Annotated in this window: 17 protein-coding genes; 6 read left to right on the forward strand and 11 right to left on the reverse strand. The window is 71.5% G+C overall.

The genetic code is table 11. The features are described from left to right. Positions 1-126: 126 nt before the first annotated feature. Positions 127-789, forward strand: a complete 663-nt coding sequence (locus QI633_RS13380) for a LysE family translocator (RefSeq protein WP_282429271.1) — start codon at positions 127-129, stop codon at positions 787-789. Between the two features lie 9 nt (positions 790-798). On the opposite strand, the gene metH is transcribed toward QI633_RS13380, so the two are convergent. Then, entirely contained in the window at positions 799-4,500 is a 3,702-nt protein-coding gene (metH, locus tag QI633_RS13385) for a methionine synthase (protein ID WP_349016732.1), read from the reverse strand. 146 nt (positions 4,501-4,646) lie between these two features. Here metH and QI633_RS13390 point away from each other — a divergent pair, with 146 nt between their 5' ends. After that, on the forward strand, positions 4,647-5,495 hold the full coding sequence (locus QI633_RS13390; protein WP_141798739.1) for a PAC2 family protein: 849 nt from the start codon (positions 4,647-4,649) through the stop codon (positions 5,493-5,495). Positions 5,496-5,606: 111 nt separating this feature from the next. Here QI633_RS13390 and mshC read toward each other — a convergent pair whose 3' ends face one another. From mshC to QI633_RS13410, 4 genes are read right to left on the reverse strand one after another with little or no spacing between them, the layout of a single operon-like run. After that, positions 5,607-6,842, reverse strand: a complete 1,236-nt coding sequence (gene mshC, locus QI633_RS13395; protein WP_141798738.1) for a cysteine--1-D-myo-inosityl 2-amino-2-deoxy-alpha-D-glucopyranoside ligase — start codon at positions 6,840-6,842, stop codon at positions 5,607-5,609. 22 nt (positions 6,843-6,864) lie between these two features. Further along, positions 6,865-7,605: an SCO1664 family protein gene (locus QI633_RS13400; protein ID WP_260805963.1), complete on the reverse strand. Its 741-nt coding sequence runs from the start codon at positions 7,603-7,605 to the stop codon at positions 6,865-6,867. Next, positions 7,602-8,168 carry a DUF3090 domain-containing protein gene (locus tag QI633_RS13405; protein WP_141798737.1) on the reverse strand — a complete coding sequence of 189 codons (567 nt, stop codon included), beginning with the start codon at positions 8,166-8,168 and terminating at the stop codon, positions 7,602-7,604. The genes QI633_RS13400 and QI633_RS13405 overlap by 4 nt, the downstream gene beginning before the upstream one ends. A gap of 9 nt (positions 8,169-8,177) precedes the next feature. Then, complete coding sequence (locus tag QI633_RS13410; protein WP_141798736.1) at positions 8,178-8,906, reverse strand: histidine phosphatase family protein; 729 nt, start codon at positions 8,904-8,906, stop codon at positions 8,178-8,180. Between the two features lie 30 nt (positions 8,907-8,936). Between QI633_RS13410 and corA the strand changes: the two genes are divergently transcribed. Then, positions 8,937-9,917 carry a magnesium/cobalt transporter CorA gene (gene corA, locus QI633_RS13415; protein ID WP_141798735.1) on the forward strand — a complete coding sequence of 327 codons (981 nt, stop codon included), beginning with the start codon at positions 8,937-8,939 and terminating at the stop codon, positions 9,915-9,917. A 102-nt stretch (positions 9,918-10,019) separates the two neighbouring features. On the opposite strand, the gene QI633_RS13420 is transcribed toward corA, so the two are convergent. After that, on the reverse strand, positions 10,020-10,862 hold the full coding sequence (locus tag QI633_RS13420; RefSeq protein WP_260805962.1) for an undecaprenyl-diphosphate phosphatase: 843 nt from the start codon (positions 10,860-10,862) through the stop codon (positions 10,020-10,022). Positions 10,863-10,949: 87 nt separating this feature from the next. Between QI633_RS13420 and QI633_RS13425 the strand changes: the two genes are divergently transcribed. Both QI633_RS13425 and QI633_RS13430 read left to right on the forward strand, forming a co-directional pair. Continuing rightward, on the forward strand, positions 10,950-11,903 hold the full coding sequence (locus QI633_RS13425) for an aldo/keto reductase (protein WP_282429273.1): 954 nt from the start codon (positions 10,950-10,952) through the stop codon (positions 11,901-11,903). A 47-nt stretch (positions 11,904-11,950) separates the two neighbouring features. Further along, positions 11,951-12,133, forward strand: a complete 183-nt coding sequence (locus QI633_RS13430; RefSeq protein WP_174245278.1) for a DUF5703 family protein — start codon at positions 11,951-11,953, stop codon at positions 12,131-12,133. A gap of 14 nt (positions 12,134-12,147) precedes the next feature. On the opposite strand, the gene QI633_RS13435 is transcribed toward QI633_RS13430, so the two are convergent. The 3 genes from QI633_RS13435 to QI633_RS13445 form a co-directional block, all read right to left on the reverse strand. After that, positions 12,148-13,368 carry a methyl-accepting chemotaxis protein gene (locus tag QI633_RS13435; protein WP_282429274.1) on the reverse strand — a complete coding sequence of 407 codons (1,221 nt, stop codon included), beginning with the start codon at positions 13,366-13,368 and terminating at the stop codon, positions 12,148-12,150. Continuing rightward, positions 13,365-13,919, reverse strand: a complete 555-nt coding sequence (locus QI633_RS13440) for a PAS domain-containing protein (RefSeq protein ID WP_282429275.1) — start codon at positions 13,917-13,919, stop codon at positions 13,365-13,367. Before QI633_RS13440 ends, QI633_RS13435 begins: the two co-directional genes overlap by 4 nt. Before the next feature lie 92 nt (positions 13,920-14,011). Beyond that, complete coding sequence (locus QI633_RS13445) at positions 14,012-15,355, reverse strand: M20/M25/M40 family metallo-hydrolase (RefSeq protein WP_141798730.1); 1,344 nt, start codon at positions 15,353-15,355, stop codon at positions 14,012-14,014. Positions 15,356-15,395: 40 nt separating this feature from the next. Between QI633_RS13445 and QI633_RS13450 the strand changes: the two genes are divergently transcribed. After that, positions 15,396-16,091: a hypothetical protein gene (locus QI633_RS13450; protein ID WP_141798729.1), complete on the forward strand. Its 696-nt coding sequence runs from the start codon at positions 15,396-15,398 to the stop codon at positions 16,089-16,091. Here the strand turns inward: QI633_RS13450 and QI633_RS13455 are convergent. After that, positions 16,054-16,563 (reverse strand): YbaK/EbsC family protein, encoded by a 510-nt coding sequence (locus QI633_RS13455; RefSeq protein WP_141798728.1) that lies wholly within the window; start codon positions 16,561-16,563, stop codon positions 16,054-16,056. The genes QI633_RS13450 and QI633_RS13455 overlap by 38 nt on opposite strands. Beyond that, positions 16,560-17,180 (reverse strand): LysE family translocator, encoded by a 621-nt coding sequence (locus QI633_RS13460; RefSeq protein WP_141798727.1) that lies wholly within the window; start codon positions 17,178-17,180, stop codon positions 16,560-16,562. The genes QI633_RS13455 and QI633_RS13460 overlap by 4 nt, the downstream gene beginning before the upstream one ends.

Below are 17,180 nucleotides of genomic sequence, written 5' to 3' on the forward strand. Positions count from 1 at the left end.
GTCTCGCGAGCGTCTGCAACGCCGCGAGGTGCGTGCTCGGGGTGCGGGACACCCGAAGAACTTCCGGCGATGCCCACTAGTGGGCGGGCAGCAGTCCGAGCCCTTGCCACCCGAACGGAGCACCCCGTGAGTCCCGCCCTCGAACCCACCCAGCTGCTGGCCTTCGCGGCCGCGTCCGTCGTCCTGGTCGGCATGCCCGGCCCGAACATGATCTACATCACGACCCGCAGCCTCGCCCACGGCACGCGGGCCGGCGTGGTCTCGGTTCTCGGCGTCGAGACCGGCACGGCGGTTTACGCCGCCGCCACCGCGCTCGGACTGTCCGCGTTGATCGCCGCGAGCCCGACCGCCTTCACCGTGATCCGCTACCTCGGCGCGGCGTACCTCGTGTACCTGGCCGCCCGGGAGCTGACCCGGCGCCGGCACGGCGATGCCACCGCGGATCCGGACGGCCCGGCCCGGCTCGGTCGGGTGTACCGCGACGGCCTGCTGATGAACCTGCTCAACCCGAAGGTCGCCTTGTTCTTCCTGGCCTTCCTCCCCCAGTTCCTGACCCGCGGCGCGAGCGGCCCGGCCGCCCAGGCGGAGGTGCTCGCCCTCGGCCTGGTCACCGTCGTGGTCGCCCTCGCGGTCGACCTCGCGTACGCCGTCGTGGCCGGCGCCCTGGGCCAGCGGCTCCGGCGCCGGCCGCGCCGGACTCCACGGCACCCCGCGCTGCGGCGGCTGCCCGTCGCGGGCGTCTACCTGGCGATCGCGGCGGCCGCCGTCACGCACGGTGCGGCGGCGTGAGCCGTCGGCTCAGTCCTCGGGGTTGTAGCCGAGGTTCGAGCCGAGCCAGCGCTCGGCCTCCTTCAGCGTCCAGCCCTTGCGGGTGGCGTAGTCGGCGACCTGGTCCTGGGCGAGCCGCCCCACGACGAAGTACTGCGACTGCGGGTGGGAGAAGTACCAGCCGCTGACCGCCGCGCCGGGCCACATGGCCATCGACTCGGTGAGCTCGATGCCGGTGTTCGCCGTGGCGTCGAGCAGCGCGAAGAGCGTCTCCTTCTCGGTGTGCTCGGGGCAGGCCGGGTAGCCGGGTGCCGGGCGGATGCCGACGTACCGCTCGCCGATGAGAGCGTCGTTGTCGAGGTCCTCGTCGGGCTGGTAGCCCCAGAACTCCTTGCGGACCCGCTCGTGCATCCGCTCGGCGAAGGCCTCGGCGAGCCGGTCGGCGACGGACTCCAGGAGGATCGCGCTGTAATCGTCGAGAGCCGCCTTGAACTCCATGATCTTGGCCTGGCTGCCGAGCCCCGCAGTGACGGCGAAGCCGCCGACGTAGTCGGTCAGCCCGGTGTCGTTCGGCGCGACGAAGTCGCCCAGGGACCGGTTCGGGATGCCCTCGCGGTGCTCCCCCTGCTGGCGCAGGTTGCGCAATGTCTGGATCACCGTCGTGCGCGACTCGTCGGCGTACACCTCGATGTCGTCACCGACCGCGTTCGCCGGGAAGAAGCCGATCACGCCGTTGGCGGTGAGCCACTTCTCCTTGATGAGCTGGTCGAGCATGGCCTGCGCGTCGTCGTACAGCTTGCGCGCCGCCTCGCCCGAGGCGGGGTTGTTGAGGATGTCGGGGAACTTGCCCTTCATCTCCCAAGCGTTGAAGAAGGGCTGCCAGTCGATGTACTCGCGCAGTTCGCTCAGGTCGTAGTCGTTGAAGACCCGCACGCCCTGCTGAGTCGGGACTGGCGGGACGTAGCCTTCCCAGTCGATCGGCGTGCGGTTGGCGCGCGCCTTCTCCAGCGTGATCGTCGGGCGCTCCTGCTTCTGCGCGTGGCGCTCACGGAGCGCCGCGTAGTCAGCCTCGGTCGCCTCGAGCAGCGCGGGACGCTGCTCGTCCGAGAGCAGTGCAGCCGCCACCGGCACCGAGCGGGAGGCGTCCTTGACCCACACCACGGGGCCGGTACGACGCGGCGCCACCTTGACGGCCGTGTGCGCCCGCGATGTCGTGGCGCCACCGATCAGCAGCGGGATCTCGAGGCCCTGGCGCTCCATCTCCACGGCGAAGTTGACCATCTCGTCGAGCGAGGGGGTGATCAGCCCGGACAGGCCGATGATGTCCGCGCCGTGCTCCTTGGCCGCGTCGAGGATCTTCTGCGCAGGGACCATGACGCCGAGGTCGATCACCGTGTAGTTGTTGCACTGCAGCACCACGCCGACGATGTTCTTGCCGATGTCGTGGACGTCGCCCTTGACGGTCGCCATCACGATGGTGCCGTTGGTCGACTCGGCGTCACCGGGCTGCTTCTCGGCCTCGATGAAGGGCAGCAGGTAGGCCACCGCCTTCTTCATCACCCGCGCCGACTTCACGACCTGCGGCAGGAACATCTTGCCGGCGCCGAACAGGTCGCCGACGACGTTCATGCCGTCCATCAGCGGGCCCTCGATCACCTCGATCGGGCGACCGCCGCCGGCCGCGATCTCCGCGCGCAGCTCCTCGGTGTCGGCCTCGACGTCGGCGTCGATGCCCTTGACCAGGGCGTGCGTGATGCGCTCGCGGACGGGCAGGCTGCGCCACTCGGCGGCCACCGGGTCGAGGTCGTCGCCCTTGGTGTTGAAGCGTTCGGCGATCTCCAGCAGGCGCTCGGCCGCGTCCTCGCGACGGTTGAGGACGACGTCCTCGATCCGCTCGCGCAGCTCCGGGTCGATCTCGTCGTAGACGACCAGCGCACCGGCGTTGACGATGCCCATGTCGAGGCCGGCCTTGATGGCGTGGAACAGGAAGACGGCGTGGATCGCCTCACGCACCGGGTTGTTGCCCCGGAACGAGAAGGACACGTTGGAGATGCCGCCGGAGATGTGGACGCCGGGCAGGTTCTCCTTGATCCACGCGCAGGCCTCGATGAAGTCGATGCCGTAGGTGGCGTGCTCCTCGATGCCCGTGGCGAGCGCGAAGCAGTTGGGGTCGAAGATGATGTCCTCGGCCGGGAAGCCGACCTCCTCGGTCAGGATCCGGTAGGCACGGCCGCAGATCTCCTTGCGCCGCTCGAGGTCGTCAGCCTGCCCTGCCTCGTCGAAGGCCATCACGACGACCGCTGCGCCGTACTTGCGGCACAGGCGCGCCTCGCGGACGAACTTCTCCTCGCCCTCCTTCAGGGAGATCGAGTTGACGATCGGCTTTCCCTGGACGTTCTTCAGGCCGGCCTCGATGACCTCCCACTTCGAGGAGTCGATCATCACCGGGACGCGGCTGATGTCGGGCTCGGCGGCGATCAGCCGGGTGAACCGGTCCATCGCGGCGACGCCGTCGATCATGCCCTCGTCCATGTTGATGTCGATGACCTGCGCCCCGACCTCGACCTGCTGCAGGGCGACCGACAGGGCGGTGTCGTAGTCCTCAGCCTTGATCAGGTTCCGGAAGCGCGCCGAGCCGGTGATGTTGGTGCGCTCGCCGATGTTCACGAAGAGCGAGTCCTCGGTGATGTTCAGCGGCTCCAGGCCGGAAAGGCGGGTGGCGACCTCGACCTCGGCGACCGGGCGTCGCGACTTGCCCTCGACCGCCTTGGCGATCTCGGCGATGTGGGCGGGCGTCGTGCCGCAGCAGCCGCCCACGATGTTGACCAGGCCGGCGTCGGCGAACTCGGCGATGTAGGACGCCTGCCGCTCGGGGCTCTCGTCGTACTCTCCGAAGGCGTTGGGCAGGCCTGCGTTCGGGTACGCCGACACGTACGTGTCCGCGATCCGTGACATCTCGGCCAGGTAGGGCCGCATCTCCGGGGCGCCGAGCGCGCAGTTCAGGCCGACGGCGACCGGCTTCACGTGCCGCATCGCGTTCCAGAAGGCCTCGGTCGTCTGACCGGACAGGGTGCGGCCGGACGCGTCGGTGATCGTGCCCGAGATGATCACCGGCCAACGGCGTCCACGCTCCTCGAAGAGCGTCTCGACGGCGAAGATCGCGGCCTTGGCGTTGAGCGAGTCGAAGATCGTCTCGATCAGCAGGATGTCGGAGCCGCCGTCGACGAGGCCGTTGGCCGCCTCGAGGTACGCCTCCACGAGCTGGTCGTAGGTGATGTTGCGCGCGCCGGGATCGTTGACGTCGGGCGAGATCGTGGCGGTGCGCGTCGTGGGGCCGATCGCGCCGGCGACGTACCGCGGCTTCTCGGGGCTCGCGAAGTCGTCGCAGGCCGCGCGGGCCAGCCGCGCCGACTCGTAGTTGAGCTCGAACGACAGCTCGGCCATGTCGTAGTCGGCCATCGAGACCTGGTTGGCACTGAAGGTGTTGGTCTCGATGATGTCGGCGCCGGCCTCGAGGTACTCGCGGTGGATGCCGGTGATGATGTCGGGCTGCGTGAGCGTGAGGAGCTCGTTGTTGCCCTGGACGTCGGTGGCCCAGTCCTTGAAGCGCTCACCGCGGTAGCCGGCCTCGTCGGGACGGTCGCGCTGGATCGCCGTGCCCATGGCCCCGTCGATGATCAGGATGCGCTCGGAGAGGGCACGAGTCAGCGCCTCGGTGCAGTCGGGGCGCAGATTCTGCTCGAAGGCGGTCACGGGTGGTCCTTCCAGTGTCGGAAGGCGTCCTTGCAGCTTTCGCCGAGCGTGGCGGACTGGTGTCCGTTGCAACGCCTCTCGGCTGATGCCGATGTTACCCATGTTCTCGTGACTAGGCTGGTGGAGTGATGGAGATCGAGACGGTCCCCGAGCTGGTCCGGCCCGTGGTGATCGCTGCCTTCGAGGGCTGGAACGACGCCGCCGAGTCCGCGACCGCGGTCGTGGACCACCTGATGAGGGCCTGGGACGCTCGGGTCGTGGCGGCGATCGACCCGGAGGACTACTACGACTTCCAGGTCAACCGGCCCACCGTCGGCATCGACGACAACGGCTTCCGCAAGCTGACCTGGCCCAGCACCCACATCGCGGTCGCCTCTCCCCCGGACCTGGACCGCGACGTGATCCTGATCCGCGGGATCGAGCCCAACATGCGCTGGCGCGCGTTCACCGCCGAGATCCTGGCCGCCATCGACGACCTCGGCGGCGAGCTGTTCGTGACCTTGGGCGCCCTGCTCTCCGACAGCCCTCACACCCGGCCCATCCCCGTCTCGGGGTCCACCACCGAGGCCGACCTGATGGACCGGCTGGTCCTCGAGCAGTCGACCTACGAGGGCCCGACCGGCATCGTCGGCGTCCTCCAGGACGCCTGCGCCCGGGTCGACATCCCGGCGGTGTCCTACTGGGCCGCCGTCCCCCACTACGTCGCCCAGCCGCCGTGCCCGAAGGCGACGCTGGCACTGCTCACCCGCCTCGAGGACCTGCTGGAGATCCGGATGCCGCTGGGCGACCTGCCCGACGAGGCGCGGGCCTGGGAGCGCGGGGTCGACGAGCTGGCCGAGGAGGACGAGGACATCGCCGACTACGTCCGCTCGCTCGAGGAGTCGCGGGACACCGCCGACCTGCCCGAGGCCTCGGGTGAGGCGATCGCGCGGGAGTTCGAGCGGTACCTCAAGCGGCGGGGTGAGGACTCCTAGCCAGGCTCGGGGCGCTCCGAATGTTGCGGTTTGGTCCCAAACCGCAACATTTCGCGCTGAGGACGTGCAGTCTCTGCCCGATCGACGACTGGTCTGACCAGCGGAGCGAGACTACAGCGCGAGCCCGAGGGCGGCGTCCAGCACCGGCAGCAGTACGACGGCCGCCTCGGCGTCGCTGGTGTCGGCGAGTCCGTCCGTGCCGAGCGTGGCGGCGACCCAGGCGTCGACGGCGGCGGTCGCCCGGGGCGCGTCGAGGTCGTCGGCGAGGGCGGCGAGGACCTCCTCGACGACCGGACCCGCCGGAGCACCGGCACCCAGGGCGAGCGCACGGCGCCAGGCGGCGACGTCGTCGACGGCCTGCCACAGGTGGGCGTCGGTCCACTCCCAGTCGGTGCGGTAGTGGTGGCGCAGCAGCGCGAGGCGGATGGCCATCGGGTCGATGTCGCTGTTGCGCAGCGCGGAGACGAAGACCAGGTTGCCGAGCGACTTGGACATCTTCTCGCCGTCGTAGGCGACCATCCCGGCGTGGCTGTAGACCTTGGCGAAGGGCTCACCGGTCGCGACCTGGACGTGGCCCGCGCACATCTCGTGGTGCGGGAAGACCAGGTCGCTGCCGCCGGCCTGGACCTCGAAGGCGCCGCCGAGGTGCTCGAGCGCGATCGCGGCGCACTCGATGTGCCAGCCGGGCCGGCCGCGGCCGAAGGGGCTCTCCCAGGCGGGCTCCCCCTCGCGCTCACCACGCCACACGACACAGTCGAGAGGGTCCTTCTTGCCGTCGCGGTCCGGGTCGCCGCCGCGCTCGGCGAAGAAGCGCAGCATCGTCTCGCGGTCGTAGTTGGACTCCTGGCCGAAGGCGGGGTCGGCGGCGACGGAGAAATAGAGGTCCTGGTCGACGCGGTAGATCGAGCCGGCGGCCTCGAGGCGCTCGATCAGCGCGATCACCAGCGGGATGGACTCGACGGCGCCGACGTACGCGACCGGCGGGAGGACGCGCAGCGCCTCCATGTCTTTGCGGAACAGCTCGGTCTCGCGCTCGGCGAGCTCGACCCAGTCGACCCCGACCTTGTCGGCGCGCTCGAGCAGCGGGTCATCGACGTCGGTGACGTTCTGCACGTAGGTGACGTCGTGGCCCGCCGTGCGCCAGGCACGGTTGAGCAGGTCGAAGGCGACGTAGGTGTTGGCGTGGCCGATGTGCGTGGCGTCGTACGGCGTGATCCCGCAGACGTAGAGGCGCGCGGCGCCGTCGGGACGGCTCTCGACCTTGCCGCCGGTGGCGGTGTCGTGGAGGACGACCTGGGGGCCGGTGACCGGGAGCACCGGGAGACCCGGGGCGTTCCATGCGCGCATGCCTTGATGTTAGGGGTTGCCTCTAGAACGGCGGCCACGGGATCGCCGGCCAGCTCCCCGAGGGCCCGGGCAGGACGCCGGCGGCCAGCAGTCGTTCGGTACGACGCTCCAGCGCGCGGATCTCGTGCTCCGCGAGGTGCGTCCCCAGCCGCTCGCCCAGCTCGCCGCGGACGGCGGCCAGGACCAGGGTGACGACCTCGGTCTCCTCCGCGGTCAGCGGCGAGCCGGCCCAACCCCACAGGACGGTGCGGAGCTTGGCCTCGTGGTGGAAGGCGACGCCGTGGTCGACGCCGTAGCGGTGGCCGCCGGTCATCGCGAGCACGTGGCCGCCCTTGCGGTCGGCGTTGTTGATCAGCACGTCGTAGACCGCGAGCCGCCGCAGCGCGAGCGAGTCCTCGTGGACCAGGGTGACCGGACGGTCGCGGTCGTCGAGTCCCTCGACCACCTCGAGCCAGCCGTCCGGAGCGGCCCCGGAGCGGACGAGCGTGACCGCCTCGTCGTCGGGGTCGACCTCCTGCCACTCCTGGACCATGCCGGGGCCGTGCGGTCCCTCGCCCCACCAGGTGCGCGGGACCAGGTCCCAGCCGGTCGCCTCGGAGACCAGGTAGGCGCCCACCTCGCGGTCGGCCAGGGTGCCGTCCGGGAAGTCCCACAGCGGCCGTTCCCCCGCGACCGGCTTGTAGACGACCTCGCGCCCGTCGAGCTCGGCCAGGAAGGTCGCGTTGGACGCCGGCATGATCCGGCCGCGGATCTCCAGGGTCACTGCTCAGCGGTGGGCTCGCGCCGCCTGAAGCCGTTGGCGCGCACGCACAGGTGGCCGTCGGGGTCGATCGGCTGGCCGCAGAACGGGCAGGTCGGGCGCCCGGCCCCGACGACGTGCTCGGCGCGTCGTACGAACGCCCGGGCCTGCCCGGGCTCGAGGCGGACCAGGAGCAGCTCGGCGGGGTCCTCGCCGTCGGTGAGCTCCACCGGCTCCTCGCCGACCGGGAACACCTCGACCACGACCCGCTCGTCCTCGGGGTCCCACGACAGGGTCATGGTGCCGGCGCGGAACTCCTCCTCGATGGGCAGCTCGAGCGGCTGGTCGTCGGCCAGCCCGAACGGCGCCATCGCAGGCACGACGCCCTGGGTGCGCCCGTCGGCGATCACCTCGTCGAGCAGCTCGTCGATCCGCTCGGCCAGCGCGATGACCTGCTGCTTCTCCAGCGCCACCGAGACCAGCCGGGTGCCGGCGCGGGCCTGCAGGAAGAAGGTGCGGCTGCCGGGCTCGCCGACGGTGCCGGCGACGAAGCGCTCGGGCGGGTCGAATCCGTGGACGATCGGCATGCCCCGAGCCTAGTGGTCGACCGGGCCGGGTCCGGCGCCGCCGCCGACGACCGCGCCCGTGGCCTTCCCGCGACGCTTGCGGCCGGGCCTGGGCGCCAGCCAGGACAGGTCGCCGTCGTGGGTGTTGGTGGCGAGGACGTAGGGGCGGTCGGGTGCGTAACGGATGACCGACACCGAGGCCGGGTCGACGTTGATCCGCTGGAACAGGTCGAGGTGCATGCCGAGGGCGTCGGCGAGCACGGACTTGATGATGTCGCCGTGGCTGACGGCCACCCAGACCGCGTCGGCCCCGTGCTGCTCGGTGACGGCGGCGTCGAGGCGTCGTACGGCGGCCACCGCGCGGTGCTGCATCGCGACCATCGACTCGCCGCCGGGGAACACCGCCGCGGACGGCTGGCGCTGCACGGTCGTCCACAGCGGCTCGCGCAGCAGCTCCTTGATCGGCCGGCCCTGCCACTCGCCGTAGTCGCACTCGGCGAGCGCCTTCTCCGTGACCGCCCTCGTGGTGGCGTGGCCACTCGCGCGCTGCGCGTCGCCGATCGCCTTCGCGGTCTGCTTGCACCGCTCCTGCGGGCTGGTCACGAGTGCGACGACCGGGACCGAGCCGATCCGGGCGCCCGCCCGGGCCGCCTGCTCGGAGCCGAGGTCGTCGAGCCGGACGCCCGGCGTACGCCCGGCGAGGAGCCCGGACGCGTTCGCGGTGGTCCGGCCGTGCCGGACCAGCAGCAGTGTCGCCATGCCGGGGAGCCTAGCCACTAGCGTGGGAGCGTGATCGTCGACAGCGCTGTGTACCGGCACGGTGTCCGCGTCCCGGTGGACTGCCATCTCCACGACTACGCCGCGCTGCGCGCCGCGGCGAACGCCGAGCACGACTTCGTCTGGGTCGGGCTCTACGAGCCGAGCCACATCGAGCTCGGCGAGATCGCCAAGGCCTTCGACCTCCACCCGCTCGCGGTGGAGGACGCGGTGGTCGCGCATCAGCGGCCCAAGCTGGAGCGCTACGAGAACAACCTGTTCCTGGTCCTCAAGACGCTCTGGTATGTCGACGAGGACGACGCCGTCGAGACCGGCGAGATCAACGTGTTCATCGGCGCGGACTTCGTGATCACGGTCCGCCACGGCCGCGGCTCGGCGCTCAGCGACGCCCGGCACGACCTCGAGAAGAAGCAGGCCGTTCTCGACCACGGGCCGTCAGCGGTGATCTACGCCGTGTGCGACGCCGTCGTCGACGGCTACACCTCGGTGGTCGCCGAGCTGCAGACCGACGTCGACGAGGTCGAGGCCTCGGTCTTCTCCGACAGGCGCACCCAGGACGGCGACCGGATCTACGTGCTCAAGCGCGAGCTGTCCGAGGTACGCCGGGCGGTGCTCCCCCTGCGCGAGCCGATGCGTCGATTCGCCACCGGGACCGTCGACCTCGTCGAGGCCGAGGCGGCGCCGTTCTTCCGCGACGTCAGCGATCACCTCGCCCAGGCCGCCGAGGAGATCGACACCCTCGACTCGCTGCTGTCCTCCGCGTTCGACGCCCACGTGTCCCGCATCGCCATGCAGCAGAACGACGACATGCGCCGGATCTCGGCGGGCGCGGCGCTGGTCGTCGTACCGACGCTCATCGCCGGGGTCTACGGCATGAACTTCAGGCACATGCCCGAGCTGGCCTGGACCTTCGGCTACCCGTTCGCGCTGTTGCTGATGGCCTCGACGGTGGCCGGGCTGTGGGTCCTGTTCAAGAGGTCCGGCTGGTTCTGAGGCCGTAGGTTGTTGCGGTTTGGGACCAAACCGCAACAATTCAGGCCGTCGACCTGCGGTTTGGGACCAAACCGCAGGTGGTCAGACCAGTTGGCGCGCCCCTCAGGCCGTCAGCACCCCGGTGGCCAGCAGCACGAGGACGGCGGCGCCCAGCACGACCCGGTAGACCACGAACGGCGTGTACGACTTGGTGGTGACCCACTTCAGCAGCCACGCGATGGCGGCGTACCCGACGACGAACGAGATGACCGTCGCCACGATCGTCGGCCCCCAGCCATAGCTGGCCTCCCCCGAGTGCGCGACGCCGACGTTCCCGATCTCCTTGAGCTCGAAGACGCCCGCGCCGACGACGGCGGGGATGGCGAGCAGGAAGGCGAAGCGGGTCGCCGCCTCGCGCTCGTAGCCGAGGAAGCGACCCATCGAGAGGGTGGCGCCGGATCGGGAGACGCCCGGGATCAGGGCCAGCGCCTGGGCCCCACCCATGAGCGCCGCGTCGCGCAGCGACATCTGCTTGATCGCCTTCTCGTTCCTGCCGACCCGGTCGGCGAGGCCGAGGACCAGGCCGAGGACGATCAGGGTGCACCCGATGATCCACAGGTTGCGGAAGTCGCGCTCGATGACGTCCTTCAACAGCACGCCGAGGATCACGATCGGCAGCGAGCCGACGATGATGTACCAGCCCATCCGGGCATCCACGGCGCCGCGGTACTCCGGCTTGAAGAGCGACAGGACCCACGCCCTGGCGATGCGCCAGATGTCCTTGCGGAAGTACACGAGGACGGCGAGCTCGGTGCCGATCTGGATCACCGCGGTGAACGCCGCGCCGGGGTCGCCCCAGCCGAACAGCTCCGGGAAGATCCGCAGGTGCGCGCTGCTGGAGATCGGGAGGAACTCGGTCAGCCCCTGGAGCACGCCGAGGAACACTGCCTGCAGGAAGTCCGCCACGAGGGGCCATCCTAGGGAGTGCCTGGTCGGGTCCATCATCGGCGTGCCCGGCGCGCCGCGCTGCGCCGGCCGGATACGTTGTGCCCCATGCAGCAGCGGTACGTCGGCGCCAGCGGCCTCCAGGTGTCGCGCCTCGCCCTCGGCACGATGACGTGGGGCAAGGACACCGACGAGCACGAGGCGCGCGACCAGCTGACCGCGTTCGTCGAGGCCGGCGGTACGACGATCGACACCGCCGCGGGCTACACCGACGGTCGCTCGGAGGCCCTGCTCGGGTCGCTGCTCGGCGACGTCGTGCGCCGCGACGAGGTCGTGCTCGCCACGAAGGCCGGCATCTGGCGGCGCGGCTCGGACCGGGTCACCGACACCTCGCGCGGCGCCATGCTCCGCGGCCTCGACACCTCGCTCAAGCGCCTCGGCACCGACCACGTCGACCTGTGGCAGGTCCACATCTGGAGCGACGACGTGCCGCTCGAGGAGACGCTGGGGGCGCTCGACCTCGCGGTGTCGAGCGGGCGGGCGACGTACGTCGGGATCTCGAACTTCAACGGCTGGCAGACCGCCCGGGCGGTGACCCTGCAGGAGGCCGCCGCGGGGCGGGCGCGGATCGCCTCGACCCAGATGGAGTACTCCCTGGTCAACCGGCGCGTCGAGCGGGAGGTGCTGCCCGCGGTCGAGGCACTCGGACTGGGCCTGTTCCCGTGGTCGCCGCTGGGGCGCGGGGTGCTGACCGGCAAGTACCGCACGGGCACGCCGTCCGACTCCCGCGCCGCCTCCCCCGTGTTCGCCGGTTTCGTCGACGCCTACCTCGACGACCACAGCCGCGGCATCGTCGAGGCCGTGGCCCGCGCTGCCGACGGTCTCGGCTGGACCCCGCTCGAGGTCGCCCTGGTCTGGGTGCGCGACTCCCCCGGCGTCACCGCGCCGGTCGTCGGCGCCCGGACCGCCGCCCAGCTCGCGGGGGCCCTCGGCTCGGAGGCGAAGGCCCTGCCTCCCGAGATCAGGGCCGCTCTCGACGACGTCTCCGGAGGTGCCGCATGAACGTCTCGCTGCTCCGTCCCGGCGTGATGCGCGGCCTGGGCCGCGGCGTGGAGTGGGAGTTCGAGCGGATCACCTTCGACCGCGCGTTCTCCCGCAACATGGTCGCCAAGCTGCTCGTCGAGCGCGCCGAGCACGGCGGCTGGGAGCTCGACCGGGTGCAGATCGGCCCGGACGGCCGGCGCCGCGTGGTGCTGCGGCGCAAGATCATCCGGGCCGTCCGCACGGCCTGACTCCCCCCGGCAGGTCAGCGGATCTGCTGGAGGAAGCCCGCCACGTGGGTGCGCAGGTCCGCCGAGAGGCGCGAGAGCTCCAGCGAGGCCCCGGTCATCTCGGTGGCGCCGGTGCTGGTCGCGATGGTCGCCTCCTCGATCGCGGTCACGTCCTCGTTGACCCCGGACACCGCGCCCGCGGCCTCGGAGGTCGTTCGGCTCAGCTCGGCCGCGGCGTGCCGCTGCTCGCCGACGGCGCCGGCGATGGTGCCGACGTTGTCCCCCATCCCGCGGACGGCGGCCCCGATCGTCTCGATCGCGGTCACCGCAGCCCCGGCGGCCGCCTGGATCGCGTGCACCTGCTGCTCGATCAGGCTGGTCGCGTCGGCGGTCTCGGACGCGAGCGTCTTGACCTCGGAGGCGACGACCGCGAATCCCTTGCCGTACTCGCCCGCGCGGGCGGCCTCGATGGTCGCGTTGAGTGCCAGGAGCCGGGTCTGGCTGGCGACCTGGCTGATCACGCCGACCACGTCGCCGATCTCCTGCGAGGCCGTCGAGAGGCTCTGCACGGTCGTCATCACCTGCTCGGTCTCCTCGACCGCGCGGACACCGGCCACGTTGGACTGGCTGGCCTGCTCCTCGATCGCCCGCACCGTGCTCACGAGCTGCTCGACGGCGGCCGCGGCGACGGTGACGGCATCGGCGGCGGTGTGGGAGTTCTCGGAGACCTGGGCCGCGCGGACCGCCGTACCCTCGGCGTTGGCGGCCAGGGTGCGCGAGGACGCCTCCATCTCGGCGGCGGCCGCAGCCACCTGGTCGGAGAGGCCGAGCACGGCCTCCTCGAAGCCGTCCGCGAGCTCGAGGCGCTGCCGCTCCTGGGTGGCGAGCTGCTCGTTGGCCTGGGCCATCGCGCCGATCGCGGTGTTGATCGTGACGGCCCCGGCCTTGAACGAGCCGAGCATGCCGCGCACCAGGAACCGGCGGTAGAACCTGCCCTCCGCGGCGAACTCCAGGGACGCCGACGACTCCCGCACGTAGGCGTCGGTGCGGTCGAGCAGGTCGTTGACCGCGGACCGGGCGGCGTCCAGCTCGGGGTCGTCGCCGAGGACCGGGACCCGCGGCTCGAGGTCCCCGGCGGCGGCCGAGCGGCACACGGCGGTGACGGCCGTGAGGGCGGCCCGGCAGCGCACGAGCTCCTCGCGCAGCGCGTCGACCTCCTCGTTGCCCACGCTCTCCGGGGCCAGGACGGCGGTCATGCGGCCACCGCCTGGACCGGGCCGTTGTTGAGGGACCAGACCCACTCGTCGTAGGACGCACCGGCCTCGGCGAGCTCCTGTTCGAGCAGGCGACAGCCCGCTTCGACGGCATCGCGGGCGTTCGGGTGGCGGCGCTCCTCGGTGACCAGGCGCTGGTAGAGCGCGGTCACCGCGGCCAGCGCGGTGGCGTCCGCCGTACGCCGGTTCGAGTGGTAGCCGACGATCGAGCCGGTCGCGTCGAAGGTCGGGGTGACGTGGGCGAGCACCCAGTAGTGGCTGCCGTCCGCACTGAGGTTCATGACGTAGGCGAAGATCTCCTGGCCGGCCCCGATCCGGTCCCACAGCAGCCAGAACACGCTCCGGGGCATGTCGGGGTGCCGGATGACGTTGTGCGGCTTGCCGACCAGCTCGGCCTCCGGGTAGCCGCTGATCTCCACGAACAGGTCGTTGACGTAGGTCAGCCGTCCCTGACGGTCGGTCTTGGACACGATGATCTGGTCCGGGTGGAAGGTCTTCTCCACGCCGGTCGGCGCGATCGCGGTGCGAGCCACGGTGCCACTCCCCTCTCCCGTCCGCTCGGACGGCTCAGAGGGAGGATCGGCCGAGCCCGGGCCGGGTTGAGGCGGCTGAGCGAGTCTTTGCCTCAGGCCTGGTCGAGGAACCGGTCCATCACCCGCGCCCCGAACTCCAGCGCGTCGACCGGGACCCGCTCGTCCACGCCGTGGAAGAGGGCGGTGAAGTCGAGGTCGTCGGGGAGCCGCAGCGGGGCGAACCCGAAGGAGCGCATGCCGAGCTTGGAGAAGTGCTTGGCGTCGGTACCGCCGCTCATCAGGTACGGCGCCACCAGGGCCTCGGGGTCCTCCGCCAGCAGGCTGCGGGTCATCGCGTCGACCAGCTCGCCGTCGTACGGCGTCTCCCAGGGCGCCTGCCGCGAGACGAAGTCGATGTCGACGCCCTCGCCGGTCAGCTCGGCCAGGGTCGCGAAGAACTCGTCCTCGAAGCCCGGGAGGAAGCGGCCGTCGACGTGGGCGGTCGCGTCGGTGGGGATGACGTTGACCTTGTAGCCGGCCTCGAGCATGGTCGGGTTGGTCGAGTTGCGCAGCACCGCGCCGAGCATCCGCGCGGCGCCGCCGAACTCCTCGACCAACGCCGGCGCGTTCTCCGGCGTCGCCTCGACCCCGGCGAGCTCGCCGACCGTGGCGAGCAGGGTCTGCATGGTGGGCGTGAGCCGCACCGGCCAGTCGTGGGCGCCAATCCGCGCGACCGCGGAGGCGAGCCGGGTGACCGCGTTGTCGTCGTTCATCATCGAGCCGTGGCCGGCGCGGCCACGGGCGCTCAGGCGCATCCAGGCCATGCCCTTCTCGGCCGCCTCGATCAGGTAGAGGCGGCGGCCGCGAACCGTCGTACTGAACCCGCCGACCTCGCCGACCGCCTCGGTGCAGCCCTCGAACCACTCGGCGTGGTTCTCGACGAGCAGCTGGGCGCCCTCGTGGCCACCGGCCTCCTCGTCGGCGGTGAAGCAGAGCACCACCTCGCGCTCGGGTGCGCGTCCGGCGCGCTGGCGGGCGCGGACGACCGAGAGCAGCATCGCGTCGAAGTCCTTCATGTCGACCGCGCCGCGTCCCCAGACGTAGCCGTCGTGCACCTCGCCACTGAACGGGTGCACGGCCCAGTCCTCCGCCGCCGCGGGCACGACGTCCAGGTGGCCGTGCAGAAGCAGCGCGCCCCGCTCGGCCGTGGCCCGGGATCCGGCGCCGCCCCAGCGGGCCACGACGTTCGCGCGGCCCGGCTTCGTCTCGATCACCTCGGCGGCGATCCCGACCTCGTCGAGCAGCGCCGCGACGTGCTCGGCGGCCTTCCTCTCGCCGGTGCTCTCGCCACCGCCGTAGTTGGAGGTGTCGATCCGGATCAGGTCACGACACAGGTCGACGACCTCGGCGGCGACATCGTGCTCGGGCACCGGCGTGGGGGTCGTCGATTCGGCCATGCGGCCATCGTTGCACGCGCCTTCCCACTAGCGTTCTGCCGTGGCCCCTCGCAAGTGGAAGCAGTACCGCCCCGACGACACTCCCGACCCGGATGGTGCGCCCGCGCAGCCGCCCACGCACAAGCCGTACACGCCGCCGAAGCAGCCGAAGCGGGTCCGCAGCCTCGAGGAGCGGACGGTGCGCAAGCAGCGGATCCATCCCGTCGGGCTGCTGATCGCGGTCGGCGGGGTGGTCGTCGCGCTCGGTACGGCGGCGGTCTTCGCGATCGCGGGCAGCGAGGACGCCCCTGCCGCGGGCCGGCCGCAGACCGACAAGGGCTTCGACGCGCTGGTGGCCGCGTTGCAGGAGGAGCGCGGCTCGACCCTCGTGCGGCGCGCGGTCATCTACCCGGAGTACGCGAGCGTCGCGACGCCGTACAAGCCCGACGACCCGGCCGACGAGCGCCAGCTCGACTACTACTGGGACGGCGAGCTGAACGAGCCGTCGAAGACCACCGGCGACGAGGAGTCGTTCGACCTGGCCACGGTCGACAGCCTCGTCCTCGACGGCCTGTGCCCGCAGGTGCGGAAGCTGGTCGAGGACGCGACGAACTGCTACCTGATCATCGAGAAGCCGGATCCCGAGGACGAGACGCCGGCGTGGATCTCGGCATACGCGAGCAACGAGTTCAACCAGACCGCCTACGTGGAGTACGACCTCAGCGGGACCCAGGTCGAGGTCCACCCGGCGACGTGACGTCGGCGACGGTGGCGCCGAGCGCCGCCACGAGCGCGTCGCCGTCGACGGTGAGCGCGACGCCGTACCCGCCACCGCCGATCGACACCGGCCCGGTGACCCGGCTGTCGGCGATCACGGGCAGCGCGCTCAGCGCACCGAGGGGCGTGATCGTGCCGCGGACGTAGCCGGTGACCTCGCGGGCGGCGTCGGCCGAGGGCATCGAGAGCCGGCTGACGCCGAGCAGGGCGCGCAGCAGCGGCCAGGAGATCTCCCGGTCGCCGGGCACCAGCACGAACCGATGATCGCCCTCGGCCACCCGGACGACCATGGTCTTCACGATCTGGCGCGGCTCGATCCCGCGCACCGCGGCGGCCTCCTCCAGCGACCCCACCGGCCCGTGCCGGGTGACCTCGAACGCGAGGCCCAGCGCCTCGGCGGCCGCGATCGCACGGCCGGACCGGTCGGTCCCTTCGGTGGCGGGGTCGCTCATGCCTCGACCGCCAGCGCCGTCGCGAACCCGAGCATCACGACGCCGGTCGCGCCGTCCACGCTGCGCCGGAAGGACGGCCGGGTGAGCGCGGAGGCGGCCTTGCCGGCGATCCACACCACGGCCAGCAGCACGATCGCGCCGATCACGACCAGCGTGAGCGCGTAGGCCAGCAGCACCGGGATGCCCTGGTCGGTGCCGACGAACTGCGGCAGCACCGCGAGGTTGAAGGCGAGCACCTTGGGGTTGGTGATGTTGCAGACGAAGCCCTGCCGGAACGCCGTACGGGCACGGACCACGCCCGTCCCCTCGCCCACCGACCACACGCTGCCGTCGCGACGCAGCGCGTCGCGCAGCGCATTGACGCCGAGCCACACCAGGTAGGCCACGCCGGCCCAGCGGACCGCGAGGAACACCGGCTCGGCGTGCGCCAGCACCGCCCCGAGCCCGGTCGCGGCGAGCACGCCCTGCAGCGCTCCTGCGGCGGTGATGCCCGTCGCGGTGGCGACGCCGCGGGCGCGGCCGCCGACGACGGTCGCCCGCAGGGTCAGGAAGGTGTCGGGACCGGGTGCGGTGGCCAGCAGGGCCGCGAACACCACGAAGGACAGGTACGCGCTCAC

The sequence above is a fragment of the Nocardioides sp. QY071 genome, assembly GCF_029961765.1.
Classification (GTDB): domain Bacteria; phylum Actinomycetota; class Actinomycetes; order Propionibacteriales; family Nocardioidaceae; genus Nocardioides.

What these genes read in the sequence shown, in the direction of transcription:
- mshC (WP_141798738.1), bottom strand. Translation starts at nt 6,842, where the DNA reads ATGCGCGCATGGAACGCCCCGGGTCTCCCGGTGCTCCCGGTCACCGGC.
- QI633_RS13405 (WP_141798737.1), bottom strand. Translation starts at nt 8,168, where the DNA reads ATGCCGATCGTCCACGGATTCGACCCGCCCGAGCGCTTCGTCGCCGGC.
- QI633_RS13410 (WP_141798736.1), bottom strand. Translation starts at nt 8,906, where the DNA reads ATGGCGACACTGCTGCTGGTCCGGCACGGCCGGACCACCGCGAACGCG.
- QI633_RS13425 (WP_282429273.1), top strand. Translation starts at nt 10,950, where the DNA reads ATGCAGCAGCGGTACGTCGGCGCCAGCGGCCTCCAGGTGTCGCGCCTC.
- QI633_RS13435 (WP_282429274.1), bottom strand. Translation starts at nt 13,368, where the DNA reads ATGACCGCCGTCCTGGCCCCGGAGAGCGTGGGCAACGAGGAGGTCGAC.
- QI633_RS13445 (WP_141798730.1), bottom strand. Translation starts at nt 15,355, where the DNA reads ATGGCCGAATCGACGACCCCCACGCCGGTGCCCGAGCACGATGTCGCC.
- QI633_RS13455 (WP_141798728.1), bottom strand. Translation starts at nt 16,563, where the DNA reads ATGAGCGACCCCGCCACCGAAGGGACCGACCGGTCCGGCCGTGCGATC.